Annotated in this window: 17 protein-coding genes; 2 read left to right on the top strand and 15 right to left on the bottom strand. The window is 57.6% G+C overall.

The features are described 5' to 3' along the window. Window position 1 precedes the first annotated feature (1 nt). The 15 genes from lpxA to ACR3E4_RS16155 form a co-directional block, all read right to left on the bottom strand. Complete coding sequence (gene lpxA, locus ACR3E4_RS16225) at window positions 2–787, bottom strand: acyl-ACP--UDP-N-acetylglucosamine O-acyltransferase (RefSeq protein ID WP_480532467.1); 786 nt, start codon at window positions 785–787, stop codon at window positions 2–4. Beyond that, window positions 784–1,257 carry a 3-hydroxyacyl-ACP dehydratase FabZ gene (gene fabZ, locus ACR3E4_RS16220; RefSeq protein ID WP_480469859.1) on the bottom strand — a complete coding sequence of 158 codons (474 nt, stop codon included), beginning with the start codon at window positions 1,255–1,257 and terminating at the stop codon, window positions 784–786. The genes lpxA and fabZ overlap by 4 nt, the downstream gene beginning before the upstream one ends. Before the next feature lie 72 nt (window positions 1,258–1,329). After that, complete coding sequence (locus ACR3E4_RS16215; RefSeq protein ID WP_480532469.1) at window positions 1,330–1,899, bottom strand: OmpH family outer membrane protein; 570 nt, start codon at window positions 1,897–1,899, stop codon at window positions 1,330–1,332. 19 nt (window positions 1,900–1,918) lie between these two features. Next, entirely contained in the window at window positions 1,919–4,279 is a 2,361-nt protein-coding gene (gene bamA, locus ACR3E4_RS16210) for an outer membrane protein assembly factor BamA (RefSeq protein ID WP_480532471.1), read from the bottom strand. Between the two features lie 128 nt (window positions 4,280–4,407). Continuing rightward, window positions 4,408–4,536, bottom strand: coding sequence for a hypothetical protein (locus ACR3E4_RS16205; RefSeq protein WP_480532473.1), 129 nt, complete (start codon window positions 4,534–4,536; stop codon window positions 4,408–4,410). A 90-nt stretch (window positions 4,537–4,626) separates the two neighbouring features. After that, the gene (gene rseP, locus ACR3E4_RS16200) at window positions 4,627–5,979 is read right to left on the bottom strand and encodes an RIP metalloprotease RseP (RefSeq protein ID WP_480532475.1); all 1,353 of its coding nucleotides are present in this window, start codon (window positions 5,977–5,979) and stop codon (window positions 4,627–4,629) included. A 6-nt stretch (window positions 5,980–5,985) separates the two neighbouring features. Then, window positions 5,986–7,158: a 1-deoxy-D-xylulose-5-phosphate reductoisomerase gene (gene dxr, locus ACR3E4_RS16195; protein WP_480532477.1), complete on the bottom strand. Its 1,173-nt coding sequence runs from the start codon at window positions 7,156–7,158 to the stop codon at window positions 5,986–5,988. Further along, the gene (locus tag ACR3E4_RS16190; protein WP_480532479.1) at window positions 7,158–7,940 is read right to left on the bottom strand and encodes a phosphatidate cytidylyltransferase; all 783 of its coding nucleotides are present in this window, start codon (window positions 7,938–7,940) and stop codon (window positions 7,158–7,160) included. Before ACR3E4_RS16190 ends, dxr begins: the two co-directional genes overlap by 1 nt. Further along, window positions 7,937–8,668, bottom strand: a complete 732-nt coding sequence (locus ACR3E4_RS16185) for an isoprenyl transferase (RefSeq protein ID WP_480532481.1) — start codon at window positions 8,666–8,668, stop codon at window positions 7,937–7,939. Before ACR3E4_RS16185 ends, ACR3E4_RS16190 begins: the two co-directional genes overlap by 4 nt. 8 nt (window positions 8,669–8,676) lie before the next feature. Further along, a complete protein-coding gene (gene frr / locus ACR3E4_RS16180; protein WP_480532483.1) occupies window positions 8,677–9,240 on the bottom strand; it encodes a ribosome recycling factor in 564 nt (187 codons plus the stop codon). 182 nt (window positions 9,241–9,422) lie between these two features. Beyond that, window positions 9,423–10,418 (bottom strand): acryloyl-CoA reductase, encoded by a 996-nt coding sequence (gene acuI / locus ACR3E4_RS16175; RefSeq protein WP_480532485.1) that lies wholly within the window; start codon window positions 10,416–10,418, stop codon window positions 9,423–9,425. A 102-nt stretch (window positions 10,419–10,520) separates the two neighbouring features. After that, window positions 10,521–11,624 (bottom strand): dimethylsulfoniopropionate demethylase, encoded by a 1,104-nt coding sequence (locus ACR3E4_RS16170; RefSeq protein ID WP_480532487.1) that lies wholly within the window; start codon window positions 11,622–11,624, stop codon window positions 10,521–10,523. Continuing rightward, on the bottom strand, window positions 11,625–12,131 hold the full coding sequence (locus ACR3E4_RS16165; protein ID WP_480532489.1) for a DinB family protein: 507 nt from the start codon (window positions 12,129–12,131) through the stop codon (window positions 11,625–11,627). Then, window positions 12,131–12,835: a DUF1326 domain-containing protein gene (locus ACR3E4_RS16160; protein WP_480532491.1), complete on the bottom strand. Its 705-nt coding sequence runs from the start codon at window positions 12,833–12,835 to the stop codon at window positions 12,131–12,133. The genes ACR3E4_RS16165 and ACR3E4_RS16160 overlap by 1 nt, the downstream gene beginning before the upstream one ends. 4 nt (window positions 12,836–12,839) lie before the next feature. Then, window positions 12,840–13,631 carry a DUF2182 domain-containing protein gene (locus tag ACR3E4_RS16155; protein WP_480532493.1) on the bottom strand — a complete coding sequence of 264 codons (792 nt, stop codon included), beginning with the start codon at window positions 13,629–13,631 and terminating at the stop codon, window positions 12,840–12,842. An 89-nt stretch (window positions 13,632–13,720) separates the two neighbouring features. Here ACR3E4_RS16155 and ACR3E4_RS16150 point away from each other — a divergent pair, with 89 nt between their 5' ends. Next, complete coding sequence (locus tag ACR3E4_RS16150) at window positions 13,721–14,452, top strand: FadR/GntR family transcriptional regulator (protein WP_480532495.1); 732 nt, start codon at window positions 13,721–13,723, stop codon at window positions 14,450–14,452. Window positions 14,453–14,548: 96 nt separating this feature from the next. Beyond that, window positions 14,549–15,949: a selenium-binding protein SBP56-related protein gene (locus ACR3E4_RS16145; RefSeq protein ID WP_480532497.1), complete on the top strand. Its 1,401-nt coding sequence runs from the start codon at window positions 14,549–14,551 to the stop codon at window positions 15,947–15,949.

The raw sequence follows: 15,949 nt of genomic DNA, 5'->3' as shown, positions 1-15,949 counted from the left end.
ATTACTTCCTCGGCGTCAGGAACGAGCGATCGGATTCACCGGTGACGAAATCGACGATCCGGCGCACATATTCGCTTTCGTGATCATCTCCCAACCGCTTGGCCCGATCCATGAAGGTGCCCTCACCTTCGGACAATTCGCGAAACGCGGCGCGCAAGGCCGAGATATCGGCGCGCGCCACGCCACGCCGTTTCAGTCCGACCAGGTTCAGACCATCCAACTCGCCGCGCGGAGCCTGCACAAGGCCATAGGGAATCACATCATTGGCCACCATTGTCAGCGCGCCGATAATCGCACCGCGACCAACACGCACAAATTGATGCAGACCGGAAATGCCGCCAACGATTACGTCATCTTCGATGATGCAGTGACCAGCCGCGCCGGCATGATTGACCATGATCACCCGGTTGCCGATCTGCACGTCATGGGCGACATGGACACCGGCCATAAGCAGGCAATCGTCGCCGATACGGGTCACACCACCGCCACCGTCGGTACCGGTGTTGACCGTCACATGTTCACGGATGCGATTGCGTTTGCCGATTTCCAAGCGGGTGTTCTCGCCGCCGAATTTCAGATCCTGCGGGATTTCTCCGATGACCGAGAAATTGAAGATCACGGTTTCTTCGCCGACACTGGTATCGCCGGTCACCACCACATGAGATTTCAGCTCGACCCGGTCACCCAACCGAACTTGCGATCCGACATAACAGAACGGACCGATGGTACAGTCCTGCCCGATCTGAGCGCCGTCTTCGATAATTGCGCTGGGATGGATGCCGCTCATGTCGTCTTTTCCATGTCCCAATCGACATAGGCCGAGAACTCGGCCTCGGCGGCCACTTCGCCTTCGACGGTTGCACGACCGCTGAACTTGAAGATTTTGCCGCCTTTTTTGCCGCGCACAGTTTCAACGTGCATCTCCAGCACATCGCCGGGCACGACCTTGCGGCGGAACTTGCATTTGTCGATATTCATGAAATAGATCAGCAGCTCGCTGTCGATCACATCCATGCCGACGCCCAGCATGACACCAGCGGTCTGGGCCATCGCCTCGACAATGGTGACACCCGGCATAATCGGTGTTCCCGGGAAGTGGCCCTGAAAATGCGGCTCGTTCATGGTCACGTTCTTGATGCCGACTGCGGACTGATAGCCCTGAATGTCCACCACCTTGTCGACCAGCAAAAACGGATAGCGATGCGGCAATATCCGCTGAATCAGCTGAATGTCTGCGCTCTTGGTTTCCGTGGTCATGGTTTAGGTGTCCTGTTCTGGATGTCTCTTTCAAGCGTGGTTAGCAATACCGCTGGGTAAGGGCAAGCCAGCCTAGTCGCCGTTGGCTGCCCCAAGACTTGTCCCGTCGCCGATTGCAGCGTTGATACGCTCGATTGCGGCATTGGTGATGTCCGAGGCGTCCGAGCTGAGCACTACGGTAGAGCGTTCGATCACGACCGACGCCTGAGATTCACGCAACAACTCAATCAACACCGGCTGCGCCAGTTCGAAAAACTGACCGCGCGCCTCTTCTCCGCGCCGCGCCAACACATCGAGCTTGGCTCGCTGGCTGTCTCGATGCGACTGAACTTTTTCGTCAAACGCCTGCGCAAGGGGGCGGAATTCCTCAGCAGATACAGTCGCCCGAAGTTCGGTGAGGTCTTTTTCCTCTTTGCTCAGTTCGGCGACGATCCGCTCGTTTTCCTGAGCCAACAATGCACTTTCCGTTTCGATCTCACGAAACACGCGCTGGCCAAAGGCGGATTCCGCAAACAAACGCTCGCTGGAAATCGTCAGAACACCGGTCTGCAGCACGCCCAGTTGTTGCGCGCCAGCGGGCAGTGCCGACGAAGCAATCAAAACACACAGGGCCCGCAAAGGGCCCTGTAGAAGTTTTATCAAGCCGAAATTCATTCGCGGATCAGAACTGAGCCTGAATAGTCAGGTCAAAGCTCTGTTCGTTGTCAAATTCCTCTTTCTTGAGCGCCTTTGAGAAATTGAAGCGCAGCGGGCCAAAAGGCGTGGTCCACAGAACTGAAACACCGATGACGTGGCGAATTGATCCGTTCGCTCCAACGATATCGGCGCCCAAGGTATTCACGTTGTCGATATTGTAGAGGTTTCCGACGTCATAGAATACGCCGCCCCGCAGACCCAGTTCCTCGGGCAGGCCCAAAGGGAAATCCGATTCAAATCGCGCCACCCAGTAGTAGTTGCCGCCGATAGCATCATCCTGACCGTTCGACTGATCCCGCGGGCCGATACCGGCGGGTTCGAAGCCACGGAAGGTGTTGGGGCCAAGAACGAAACGGTCGATGGTCCGACTAAAGTCATCCCCGGTCCAATGTAAAGCACCCATCTCAAAGCTGGCGCGAAGCACAACCTCTTCGTTCAGGACCCGCTTCTGCGCAATCGCACGCGCGGAGGACTTGATGTATTCGTTGTCACCACCCAGTCCCGCTGCATCGACCCCTACTTCAAACAAGACACCTGCGGTCGGGTTAAGTCCACCGATACGGCTATCATAGACATAAGAGATACCGAACGAGCTGGAAGTCCGTTTTCCCTGATCGATTTCCGATGCGATCACCGCACCGTTGGTCTGACCGCTTTGCTGCGTCATCTCGCTGCGATTCCAGCCATAGCGCAAGCGCAGTGAGGACAGCTCGCCAATCGCATAGCTGAGCTGCGGATTGAAAAAGACCGTTTTCGTATCGTAGCTGGCGAAGCTTGAATTCGTAGTAGACAGCCCCAACCCAAGATCAAAGCGCAACTTACGGCCAAGCAGGTATGGCTCGGTAAAGTTGATTGAATACTGCTCCGCGTCCTGTGCGGTCGACAGAGTGACACCCAGAGTCTGGCCCCGTCCCAGGAAATTGGACTCGCTCAGACCAATCGCGATTCCTAAACCATCCGAGACCGAATAGCTACCACCAAGGCTGAGCGAGCCGGTGGGCTGCTCTTCCACATCCACGTCAACGATGACCTGGCTGGGCGACGAACCTTCGCGTGTGTCCACATCAGCGACCGAGAAGAAACCAAGTGCGCGGATCCGCTCGGCGCTCTGCCGAATCTCACGCGGGTTGAACGGGTCACCTTCAACCGTGTCGAATTGACGACGGATCACCCGGTCCAGCGTGGTGGTGTTGCCCTCAATGTCGATCCGCTCAACAAAGATGCGCGGACCGCGGGTCAATACGAACTGTACATCCAGCGTCAGATCGCGCGGATTGCGCGTTACACGCGGCTCGACCCGCAGAAAATCGACACCATTCTTCAGCCCCAGACGTTCCATCCGCGCGATCGAGTTTTCGACCAGCGTTGGCGAATAGATTACCCCCGGTTTGATCTTAAGCGCTTCCTGATAGGGCGCGGCGTCCACGCCCGGGATCTCACTCACCGTAGAGATCTGACCGAATGAGAAGCGCTGACCTTCGGTGATATTCATCACCAGGAAAAACGCGTCCCGTTCGCGGGTGAATTCAACATTGGCGCTGTTGACACGGAAATCGACATAGCCGCGCGACAGATAGAAGTCGCGGATCACCTGTTTGTCGAATTCGATCCGGTCGGCAATGAAGGTATCGCCCCGCAGGAAAGTGCGCAGAACGTTGGCCTGTTTGGTTTCCAGCACGCGACGCAGGCGACGGTCGGAATAAGCGCGGTTACCGACAAAGCTGACACGCTCAACTTCGATAGTTGTCCCTTCGGCGACTTCAAACACCAGATCCACCCGGTTGTCGCTGCGGCGGATGATGCGCGGGATAACCGTGGCCGAAACCCTGCCCTGCGCCGAATAAATCTCGGCAATCAGATCCGCATCGGCCTCGGCGACCTGAGGGGTAAAGACCCGGCGGGTTTCCGAAGAGATCGCATCCAGCAGCACGTCATCCTTGACGCGGCGGTTTCCTTCGATGCTGATCTGGTTGATTGTAGGGTATTCCGCGACTTCGATGACCAGAGTATTGCCGCGCGGCGTCAGTTCGACTGTCTCAAAAACACCACTGTCAAGCAAACGCTGAAAGGCGTCGTTCAGTTGTCCGGCGGTGACAGTCTGTCCCGGTTCGATTCCTGTTCGAGAGATAATCGTCGAGGTTTGGATCCGTCGATTGCCCTCAACTTCGAAGCTGTTGATCGTGTATGACTGCGCTAGCACCGGTTGTGGAAGAACCAACAAGCCCGGGATTGCAAAGAAGAAAAAGAATACTAGTGCCTGCCACAAAATATTGCTTTGCCGCCCGCGTGAGCCGCAGTATGTGCCCGTGCCTCTGCTGTCAGTCATTTTTTTCACTACCCAGAATTTTCAGACTTTAGGTGCTGAGTAGCCCGATTGTGGCATCATGTCAAAAGCGCAAAATGCAAAAAACGGCCCGCAGGCCGTTCTTAGAAGTCATTGTCAGTCTGCAAGAATCACAAGCCGACGATATATCCACCAACCGCAAGCGCCAAAGCGGTCACCCCGAAGCTAAGCAGGACATCCCAATTCAAAAGAAACAGGTGGCTGAAGCCCTGATAGGATTTCTGTAACGCTCTGGTCATCGCTCTTGAGTCCATTCATACGAAAGCACCCAAGAGCATAGGCCTGAATTGCGGCAAGATTGCGTCCGAACCGTGCCAGTTCCGCCTTATTCAGCAGAACAAATCGTTGGTGACTGAGAACAGCATCAAAGACAGGATCAGCGTTACCCCAATCCCCATCAGCACGCGCAGCGCCTTATCGCTGGGTGGTTTGCCCGAAACCGCCTCATAGGCATAAAACACCAGATGGCCGCCATCCAATGCCGGGATTGGGAACAGGTTCAGCAATCCAACCGCCGTCGACAAAACCGCAATGAAGAAAACAAAGCTTTGTGCGCCTTGACTGGCCATCGCGCCGGATACCTCGGCGATCCCGATCGGGCCTGAAATGTTGCAGGTGCTGATCGCGCCGGTGATCATATGCCACATGCCCGAGAGTGAGCCCTGAATGATGCGCCCGGTCTGAACCACTCCACCCTGCAGCGAATCCCAAAGTCCCGCGGGAACCGTTTCAGGCTCGATCATCATTCCGCCGACGATTCCGATGCGCCAATGGGTTACGAAACCGCCATCGGGTTTCGGCTCATCCGTCCGGCGTGGTGCCAGCGCGAAATCAAGATCCGCCCCGTCGCGCCAGACTGTCAGTAACAATGCCCGGCCATCCGACCCCTCAACATGTTCTTTCAACTGACCAAAGGCAAAAATCGGATCACCGTCGACAGCGGTGATCACATCGCCTTGCTGCAGCTGGATATCCATCGCTGCGCTGCGCGGTGTAACCTGTTGAATCAGAGGGGGAAACAGCCAGGGTGCCTGAACATTTACAGTCTCACCATCACGGATGACGGTATAATCCAGTTCAGGCTGTACGGGCAAAGCATCGATAAAGTCCGACCAATTGCTCTGATCATCGAAATCAGGGGTCTGAATGCCGGCGATTGCGATGATCTCATCACCCTCCTGCAGCCCTTGCTCGGTACCTGGCAGCGGTTGCAGCGCACCAACGGTCAGTGGTTCACGCGAGACACCCTGAGACCAATAGATCAGGCCGAACACCAGAATGGACATCGCGAAATTGAAAACCGGCCCCGCCGCAACGGTTGCCGCGCGCGCCCAAAGCGGGGCGCCATGCATGGTCCGCCGCAGCTCTTCCGGGGTTCGTTCGGCGATCACTTCCATAGCCTCTTCGTCTTTGCCAGAGGCCGCGTTGGCATCCCCCAGAAACTTGACGTAACCACCAAAAGGCAAGAGCGCGATCTGCCAACGGGTACCGCGCTTGTCGACCCGGCTCCAGAGCACCGGACCGAAGCCGAGCGAAAACACCTCGGCATGGATGCCGGTCCAGCGGCCCACGATGTAATGCCCGTATTCATGCACCGCGACGATCACGGACAAGGCCACAACAAAAGCAATGATCGTATAGAGAAGATTGCCGAATTGCGGAATCAGAGAGAGTATATCCAAAGGTGTTTATCCTGCTCGTTGCAATACGGTTTCATCGACCCATTGCCGTGTCAGATGGTCCGTTTGCTGTACGTTATCAAGGGTCAAAGGGGCATCAATAAGGCCGTTCGAGGCCTCAAAACGATCAAGTATCGCGGCCACCGTATCTGCCATGTCCAGAAAGCCGATCCGACCTTTGATGAAGTGATCCAGTGCCCGTTCCTTGGCGGCGTTGAAGATGGCACCTGACAGGCCGCCACGCTCCATGACCTCTCGGGCCAAGCGCAAGGCGGGATAGCGCGCCTCATCCGGTGTTACAAAACGCAACTGCCCCAGTTTGGCGAGGTCCAGCCGTTCGACCGGCAGATTGCGCCGTTCAGGCCAATGCAGTGCATAGCCGATGGCATGGCGCATATCCGGCGCCCCCAAATGTGCCATCAAGGCCCCATCCCGAAACCCGACCAGCGCATGAACGATGGATTCAGGATGAACCAGCACTTCGATCTGGGCAGGATCGACGCCAAAGTATTCTTTGGTTTCTATCACTTCCAACGCTTTATTAAACATCGAAGCGCTGTCGATAGTGATCCTCTGCCCCATGTTCCAGTTCGGATGACTCGACGCCTGTTCGACTGTTGCGCGGGACAGATCGGCCATCGGCCAATCGCGAAACGCCCCTCCACTGGCGGTAATGATAATCCGCTCGACTGTGCTGAGGTCTTCGCCAGCAAGGGCTTGAAACACCGCTGAATGCTCGCTGTCGACTGGCAATAGCCGCGCGCCATGCGTTCGGGCGGTGTCCAACACCAATGGCCCGGCACAGACCAGAGTTTCTTTGTTGGCCAAGGCAAGGGTCGCGCCCTGTTTGAGCGCTTCGATCCCTGGCGCCAACCCCGCCGCACCGACGATGGCCGACATGACCCAATCCGCCGGGCGCGCGCCCGCTTCGATCAGGGCCGCCTGCCCGGCTGCAGCCTGCACATCGCTGCCCGCCAACGCGGTGCGCAGATCGTGCAGCCTGTCTTCAAATGCAGTCACCGCGATATCTGCGCCCAGCCGCTTGGCGTCCTGCGCCAGTTGGGCAATATTGCTGCCGCCGGTCAGCGCCACGACATCATAGGCGTCGGGGTGCCTTGCGATCAGATCGATGGTGTTCTGCCCAATCGATCCGGTCGCTCCGAATATCGACACTTTCCGCATCACATGCCTCCGGGCGCGTAAATCAAACCTGCGATCAGCACAAAGACCGCCGCGCCCATCATGCCGTCAAAGCGGTCCAGGAATCCTCCGTGGCCGGGGATCAGGTTCGAACTGTCCTTGACCCCGAACTTTCGTTTCACCGCACTTTCCACAATATCCCCAGCCTGACTGGCCATCGAAGCGAGAACGGACACAAGAACGAACGCGATCCCAAACCCTGCGTAGACGGCAAAGACGGTACCAACCAACGCGGCAGCGACCCAGCCGCCAACCGTACCGGACCATGTTTTCTTGGGACTAACCTTAGGCCAGAATTTCGGGCCGCCCAGTGTCTTGCCCACAAAATACCCGGCTATGTCGGTGGCGACCACCACAAGGATCAGCCAAACCATCCAGCCAATCCCCATGTTTTCACGGATCGAGATAAAGCCCAACCCCGAGGCGGCTATCCAAAACGCAAACACTACATAAAGACCACGCGCCTGCCGCATCTGCCCAGCCCCGACCAAGGCCGGTGCCAGCAAAAATGGCAGTTTGTAAAGCGGCGGCAGATGAAAGCTAAGGACGACCGCAAACCCCGTCAGGATTGCCAGTTGAATGGCGACGCCCTGACGTTCGGGGTCGATGATACGCACAAGCTCCCATGTCATCAGCCCGCAGGCCAACGCGATGAATATCTCGAACCAAAGGCCACCCAGCCAGACTTCGACGGAGCCAACAATAACAAGAACCGCAGCCGACAGAATTCGGGTTGTCAGATCAGACCATCGGTCGTCACTCATGCCGGAACCGCTCCGAACCGCCTCTCGCGGGAACCATAGTTTTGGCAGAGGCGTTCAAGCTCGGCAGCCGTGAAATCCGGCCACAGAGTGTCGATGAATTCATACTCGGAATAGGCGGACTGCCAGAGAAGGAAGTTTGAAATCCGCGCCTCACCGCTGGTACGGATTACCAGATCCGGATCCGGAAGAACGCGTGTATCCAGATACTTAGGCAGGGTTTCTTCATCCACATCTTCGGGCCGCAGACGCCCCTTAGCCACGTCACAAGCCAGACGTTTGGTGGCGCGCGCTACCTCATCCCGACCGCCGTAATTCAGCGCAACAGTAAGATGAACCAGATCGTTATCCTGTGTCTCACGTTCCAGCGAGTCCATCAGATCAGTCAGTTTTGCATCCAGACGCACACGATCCCCAATGAACCGCACCCGGATGCCGTTATCCTTCAGCGTCTTGGTTTCTTTGGTGATATAGCGGCGAAACAGACTCATCAGCCCGGCCACTTCGACCTGCGTGCGTTTCCAGTTTTCCGTCGAAAACGCAAACACCGTCAGATACTTGATCCCCAAACCTGGACAGGCCTCAACAACCTCTCGAACGCGCCGTGCGCCCGCATGGTGGCCAAACAGCCGGGGCCGCCCACGTGCCTGCGCCCAACGGCCATTCCCATCCATGATGATGGCCACATGGCGCGGCCCTGTTTCAAGCGCTGTATGAGGATCTTTCGGCATGATCAGGCTCAGACCTGCATGATCTCGGCTTGTTTGGTCTCAAGCGCCTCATCAACCGCCTTGATCATCAAGTCAGTCAGGTCCTGAACCTCGGCTTCCCACAGCTTCTGGTCATCTTCGGACAGGCCATCGGCTTTGCCTTTCTTGATCTGATCCATGCCGTCGCGCCGGACATTACGGATCGAAACGCGTGCGCTTTCGGCATATTGTCCGGCAACCTTGCCAAGCTCGCGCCGGCGTTCTTCATTCAATTCAGGGATCGGCAGCATGATAATGGTACCGTTCAGCTGCGGGTTAATGCCAAGCCCGCTTTCTCGGATCGCCTTTTCAACCTTGCCCACCAGCGACTTGTCCCAGACATTCACGGTCACCATCCGCGGCTCGGGCACGTTCACCGTTCCAACCTGATTGATCGGCGTCATCGAGCCGTAGGCGTCAACCATCACCGGCTCGAGCATCGAGGCCGACGCCCGCCCGGTGCGAAGCGAGGCAAATTCGGTTTTGAGGTTGGCCATTGCGCCGTCCATGCGGCGTTTCAGATCATCGGTATCCAGTTCGAAATCGTCAGACATGCTGCTCACTCCCCGTATTCAGGTGCTGTTGAGATGGGTCATAAGCCATCACAATTGGGATGTATAGCAATCATGGTCAGGAATTGTGGCAATGACCAGAGCTGTTTCCTGCATTCCGCCTCTGGCCCTGCTATCAACGCTGGTCAGGGCGACTGCCTGACCAGCATTTGGTCTGTATTTGATCAAGCGTTGACGTCGACGACAACCCGCCCCTTGACCTGTCCCTGCAAAATATCAGCCCCCAATCCGGGCAGATCAGACAGGGTCGCCGGATGCACCATCGCCTCAAGCTTATCCATCGGCAGATCGGTCGCGATACGCTGCCATGCGCGCACGCGGTTGTCATAGGGCTGCATCACACTGTCGATCCCCAGCAGGTTCACTCCACGCAGCAGGAAGGGAATCACGGTGGCGGGCAGCGCCGCGCCGCCAGCCAAGCCCACAGCCGCTACCGATGCGCCATATTTCATCTGCCCCAAGACACGTGCCAACATCGCACCGCCTACGGCATCCACACAGCCTGACCAGGTTTCACTCTCCAACGGGCGCTTGGTGGTCTCATTCAACTCATCCCGCGGTACAATCGTGTTCGCCCCCAGAGACTTGAGGTACTCCGCCGTCTCCGGGCGCCCGGTAACCGCAGCAACCTCATATCCCAGATGCGCCAGAATAGCCGTCGCGACCGACCCAACGCCCCCAGCGGCCCCGGTTACCAGGACGGGACCATGCCCAGGCTCCAGCCCGTGATCCTCCAGCGCCATAACCGCCAGCATCGCGGTAAAACCGGCGGTCCCCACCGCCATCGCCTGACGCGCGGTCAAACCACCCGGCAGAGGCACCAGCCAATCCGCTCGCGCATTGGCCTTCTGCGAATAGCCACCCCAATGCGCCTCGCCCACACGCCAACCGGTCAGCACAACCTTGTCGCCGGGATTGTACCGTTCATCCGACGACGCCTCGACCGTTCCGGCATAATCGATTCCGGGGATATGAGGATAACTGCGCACCAACCCGCCCCCCTTGGGCGACATGCACAATCCATCCTTATAATTCACAGTCGAATATTCCACGGCCACTGTCACCTCGCCCGACGGCAGATCGCTCTCGCAGATCTGCCTGACCGACGCGCTCGCCAGCCCGCTCTCTTCATCTCTGTCCATCACCAATGCGTTAAACATCTGACATCCTTCCTGTTTCCCAAAACCAGATCCGCTGCTTCATCTGGCCAAAAATATCTCGGGGGAGTCGCGCAGCGACGGGGGCAGAGCCCCCTCCTCCGGTCAAATCCAGAACCCGTCCCTTACAACTGCACTCCGCATCCCATCAGGCGTCTCAACCTCAAGCGCGGTGCCCGCGTCCCAATGGCTCAGCCGCACCATCCCAATCGAGACATTAGTGCTGAAATCCGGCGACCAAGCGGCCGAGGTCACCTGACCCACCTGTTTCCCGCCGCCATAAACCGGCCATGGCCGATCGCAGGGGGGCACGGCGTCCCCCGCAATCTCTATCGGCCTGATCTGCTGCACTGGACCTTCTTTTGCCACCCGCAACAAGGCATCTCGCCCGATGCAGCCGATGGCCGTATGTGTATTGCAAAACTTGCCCAAGCCACATTCATGCGGCGTGTTGTCGTCGGTCATGTCGTTTCCATAGGACAACAAACCACCCTCGATCCGCTCGATCAGATTCGGGCATCCGGCGCGCACGTTCAGATCCTCACCCTGCGCGAAAAGAGCATTCCAGAGCGGCATACCGATATCGCCGCCCTCGACATAAATCTCGAACCCGCCCTGTTTCGAATAGCCCGAGCGCGCCACGGCCAGATCCCGCCCTTCAAACTGGAACATATCGAATTTGAAGAAACGAATGTCCCGCACCCGATCCCCAAACACCCGCGCCATCAGATCATCGGCTTTCGGACCCTGAATCGCCAACGGAGAGACGTCCGGCTCGTCCACCAGAACATCCAGACGATAACCGTTCGCCACCCCCTTGACCCAAAGCAGCAAATCGCTGTCGGCAATTGAAATCCACCACCGGTCGTCCGACAATTTCACCGCAACCGGATCGTTCAGCATCCCCCCGGTTTCATCCACGATGGGCACATAAAAGCACTGACCGGGCAGCATTCCCCGCAGATCGCGCGGGGTCAGCATCTGCATCAGGCGCGTCGCATCGGGGCCGCGCAACTCTACCTGTCGCTCGCAGGCCACATCCCAGACCTGAACATCGGTTTTCAAATGCCGGTAGTCCGCCTCGACGCTTTCAAACACGGTAGGCAGCAGCATCCGGTTATAGACCGTGTAAGCTTTGACACCGGCCGCTTCTACGCCATCTGAAAACGGCGTCCGCCGCAACCGCCGGGATAACGATATCTGGGGCACTCAGACCTCCTGAGGCAAAAAGACCAGATCACTCACCGGCGCGCCCGAGCCGACTTCGGTCAGCATCTGATGCAACTGGCCCCTGTGATGGGTCTGGTGGTTGAACATGTGGATGACGCATTGCGCGTAAGGCTTTGTGACATCAGCATCTTTCGCCGCTGAGTACCAGGTGAAATCGCCAGTCAGAAGATCGTCACCCAACGTTCCGGCCCATTCAGCGATCCGCGCGTCTATCTTGTCGCGCAGCGGCAGCCATTCGGCCAGATCAGCGGAGAGCGAGACACTCTCGGGAATACCGCCACCTGGCCCTTGCCCCTTGTCGAACCGAGAGATCCAGATCCAGTCGCCCCATAGCAAGTGGTTTGCCGTCCCCATGATCGAGCCAAAAAACGCGCCCCGATCCCGAGACAAAACCTCGGGGGGTAATACTTGAAGAAATCCCGCCAACTGCTTGTTTTGCCAATGACCATAGCGGGCCATCTCGCGTGCATAGGCCCCGGTGATCATCACTTGGGCCCGTGCCAGTCGATCGGACAGATTTCGGCGGACTTGCCCCCGAAATCCCACACCCGGCCATAATCGCGGACTTTCGACTTGGTGCCGCGTGCAACAATGATATCGGGCCCCATCCAGTATTTCGAGTTCGACACCATCACCGGATGCTCGGGGTCCTTACCTGCCAGCATCTCGATCTCGCCCTGAATCTTGCGCCCGATCACGATGCGCCGCTTGGTGCCGTCACGTTCGATCACGACAGGAGCCCGCTCGGCCCCGATGATTTCACTGACCAGCATGGTGAACAAACCGGTGGTGCCGCCTGCCTGACCGCTAAATATCTGCAGCAGGCCATTATAGGCCTTGCCGCTTGCGCGCTCGTCCACATAGGCCGCGACCTTCCACTGACCCTCCCCCATACGGCCCGGGATATCGACCAGCAAACCCACATTCAGGCCCGACAGGTCTTCGCCTTCATAATGGCCCTCATCAATGATGACACCCATCCATGCGTGGCAATGCCCCTCTGTCGGAGGGTGCGCGCCCAGCGACACCACGCAGGGACAGAATACATCGCAGGAACAGTTCAGGATCAGCTCACCCTTGATGGCCCAATCGGTCGGGCTCATTTCACGGCGCTTGGGGTTTGGCATCCGGCTGTCGATCCGCTGACTGATCGGCAGTTTGTCCGATTCCGGTTTTCTGTTTTTTGCCATTGGCTTATCCTCCGTATGCAATGTGATACGCCAGCAGTCCAAAACCGCCCGCAATCAGCGCGAACCCCATCGGCCGCGTCACCGCGTGCCCGATTTGGGGAAGCTTCTCCAACACCATGAACAGGGTCGCGAGCCCCATCCACAACAAGCTCATGACGCCGCCAACAAAGCCGAGCGCCATGAAGCCCCAGCAGCAACCAACGCAGAACGCGCCCAGCCCCAGCCCCATACGCAGGCCGCCCGCGAAACCGGTCTTCCAATGCCCCAGGAAATAGGTCATCGGCGCATGGCAAACCCCATGGCAGACCTCTTTCGCGCGGGTGAACTGGAATGCGCCGACCGCAATCAGCAGCCCTCCTGCCAGATAGGGTGATTTGGCAATGCCCAGCATGTCAACCGCACCCCCAAACAGCAAAGCCAGTTGAAGGCCGGTGATCAGAGCTGCAAAACCGACCCAGACGATGAAATAACCGGACAACACGCCCAGCCACCCTGCCCGCGTTCCATTTGCGCTGCGGATCAGGTCATCATAGCTGCGCAAGGTGGGCACCAGCGTTGGCAGCATCATCGCCGCCATCATGATTGCCCACATCCAGAACAGCGGACCAAATTCGGCCATGGGCATATACATGTCCATGCGCGGGTCCATCGCGGCCATGGCCTGCCCCATCGGGCCCGGTCTGCCGATCCAGTCCAGATCCATATCGCGGCTCATGCTGAACATCATCCACCACGCCCAAAGGATCGTGATGTAGAAGCCCAACCAAAGCGCGCTGCGGAAAACTGAGCGACTCACTTGCCTCTCCCGACTCAACTCCCTTGCTTTTCAAATGTCAGACTTTTAAATGTCAGACAAATAAAAATTCACGACTGCAGACAAAGACCATGAAAATCGACCCGCAAAGACCTGTTGATCTGTCGGCCCAAATTGCCCAGGCGATCCGGGATGCAATTATGTCTGGCCGGTTGATCGTGGATGAAAGGCTGCCGTCTGAATCAGAGCTCGCCGATCAGTTTCAGGTTTCGCGTTCGACGGTACGCGAGGCGTTGAAACGGCTTGCGGCGCAGTCCCTGATCCGAACACAACGCGGCGCGTCGGGCGGTGCGTTCGTGAACCGGCTGAACTTTGAGGACGCCTATTCTCAGCAGATCACGACCTCGACCCTGCTGCTGTCGATGAACGCCGTCAGCTTCGATACGGCCTGTGAGGCCCGCTATGCGCTGGAACGGGCCTGTGCAACACTCTCGGCGCAGCGCCGCACCGCAGATCAGTTGGCAACGATGCGGGCCGAGATCTTCCGGCAGTCTCAACCGGGCCTGACCGATGAGGCCTTCTGTGCATCGGACGTGGCCTTTCATCGCGCTCTGGTCGATGGGGCGGGCAATCCGGTATTGTCCTATCAGCTTGCGGGTGCAGTCGAAGCCATGCAACCCTTGATGAACATGATCACCTTTACAGCGCGGTCGCGCGAAGAGATCATCGCCATGCACACCGACATCGCCGACGGGCTGGAGGCTGGTGATGCGGCGACCGTGGATGCCGCGCTGGTCAAACTGGAAAGCTATACAAGACAACTGGCGCATGATGTCGCCGAACAGCGGCGCAAACCCGCATAAGAACCAAAGAGGACCCCGAGCAGGCTACATGACATCCGGCATTAAGACCGGAACTCTCACTATGAATTGAAGATCAATGACTTACGGGAGGACGTTATGAACCAAAGACCGGACCCAACATTTTACCCATCCGCCAAGCTGGCAATGGAAGGCCCCACCGAGACACTGGCCTTCACACTCATGCTCAGCCCCGATTTTTCGCAACCGGACGGGCTGGCTGTCGTGAACGTCGACCCGACATCGGATGACTATGGCAAGATCGTTCATCAGGTCATCATGCCGGAAAAAGGTGATGAATTTCATCACTTTGGCTGGAACGCCTGTTCTTCGGCACTATCACCGCTCAGCGGCCATGCGTTTCTGGAGCGCCGGTATCTGATCATTCCGGGTATCCGGTCCAGCCGTATCTACATCATTGACGTGAAAAACCCGCTTGAGGCCAAGATACACAAGATCATCGAACCCGAGGAAGTCTTTGCAAAGACAGGGTATTCTCGCCCCCATACGATCCACTGCGGCCCCGAGGGTATCTATGTCAGCACGCTTGGCGGCGGTGGTGCAGACGGCACCGACGGCCCTCCGGGTATTTTCATCATGGATTGCGAAAGCTTCGAGATCATCGGCCGGTACGAGATCGAGCGCGGTGTGCAGGACAAGCACTATGATTTCTGGTGGAACCTGCCGCGCGACTACATGGTCAGTTCCGAATGGGCGCTGCCCCCGCAGTTCGAGAATGGGTTGGTGGCCGAGGATTTGCTGTCGAACAAATACGGCCACAGCATCCACTTCTGGAACCTGCGCAGCCGCACCAATATCCAGACCATCGATCTGGGTGAAAACCATCAGATGGCGCTGGAAATCCGGCCTGCTCACGACCCGGTCAAGCAACATGGGTTCTGTGGCGTCGTCGTGGATACAACCAACCTTCAGGGCGCGATTTTCACGTGGTGGCGCAATGATGATGGCACGTTTGAGGCCAAGAAAACCATCACCATCGATCCCCAACCCGCTGATCCGGACGACCTGCCAGAGCTTCTGAAGGGCTTTGCCGCCGTGCCACCTCTGGTCACGGATATCGACCTTAGCCTTGATGACAAATACCTCTATGTCGCCTGCTGGGGTATTGGCGAGATGCACCAGTACGATGTGTCGGACCCGATGAATCCCAAGCTTTCCGGCAAGGTTGAAATCGGCGGGATCGTGAAGAAAACCAAACATCCCAATGGTCAGACCTTCGGCTATGGCCCGCAGATGGTCGAGATCAGTCGAGACGGCAAGCGCGTCTACTGGACCAATTCGCTCTATTCCACATGGGACGATCAGTTCTATCCCGAAGAAGGTGGGGCGGCGATGGTCAAGGCGGATGTGGGCGAAAACGGCGGTCTGACGCTTGATCCCAAGTTCTGGGTCGAATTCCCCAAAGGCTATCGCAGCCATCAGATCCGCCTTGAGGGAGGAGACTGTTCTACCGACAGCTTCTGCTACCCATCGGTCTGA

The organism is Ruegeria sp. AP11 (assembly GCF_056535865.1).
This window is presented reverse-complemented; position numbering and strand designations above follow the sequence as displayed.

What these genes read in the sequence shown, in the direction of transcription:
- ACR3E4_RS16205 (WP_480532473.1), bottom strand. Translation starts at nt 4,536, where the DNA reads ATGACCAGAGCGTTACAGAAATCCTATCAGGGCTTCAGCCACCTGTTT.
- fabZ (WP_480469859.1), bottom strand. Translation starts at nt 1,257, where the DNA reads ATGACCACGGAAACCAAGAGCGCAGACATTCAGCTGATTCAGCGGATA.
- lpxA (WP_480532467.1), bottom strand. Translation starts at nt 787, where the DNA reads ATGAGCGGCATCCATCCCAGCGCAATTATCGAAGACGGCGCTCAGATC.
- frr (WP_480532483.1), bottom strand. Translation starts at nt 9,240, where the DNA reads ATGTCTGACGATTTCGAACTGGATACCGATGATCTGAAACGCCGCATG.
- bamA (WP_480532471.1), bottom strand. Translation starts at nt 4,279, where the DNA reads ATGACTGACAGCAGAGGCACGGGCACATACTGCGGCTCACGCGGGCGG.
- ACR3E4_RS16150 (WP_480532495.1), top strand. Translation starts at nt 13,721, where the DNA reads ATGAAAATCGACCCGCAAAGACCTGTTGATCTGTCGGCCCAAATTGCC.
- ACR3E4_RS16165 (WP_480532489.1), bottom strand. Translation starts at nt 12,131, where the DNA reads ATGATCACCGGGGCCTATGCACGCGAGATGGCCCGCTATGGTCATTGG.
- acuI (WP_480532485.1), bottom strand. Translation starts at nt 10,418, where the DNA reads ATGTTTAACGCATTGGTGATGGACAGAGATGAAGAGAGCGGGCTGGCG.
- dxr (WP_480532477.1), bottom strand. Translation starts at nt 7,158, where the DNA reads ATGCGGAAAGTGTCGATATTCGGAGCGACCGGATCGATTGGGCAGAAC.
- ACR3E4_RS16145 (WP_480532497.1), top strand. Translation starts at nt 14,549, where the DNA reads ATGAACCAAAGACCGGACCCAACATTTTACCCATCCGCCAAGCTGGCA.
- ACR3E4_RS16160 (WP_480532491.1), bottom strand. Translation starts at nt 12,835, where the DNA reads ATGGCAAAAAACAGAAAACCGGAATCGGACAAACTGCCGATCAGTCAG.
- ACR3E4_RS16185 (WP_480532481.1), bottom strand. Translation starts at nt 8,668, where the DNA reads ATGCCGAAAGATCCTCATACAGCGCTTGAAACAGGGCCGCGCCATGTG.
- ACR3E4_RS16190 (WP_480532479.1), bottom strand. Translation starts at nt 7,940, where the DNA reads ATGAGTGACGACCGATGGTCTGATCTGACAACCCGAATTCTGTCGGCT.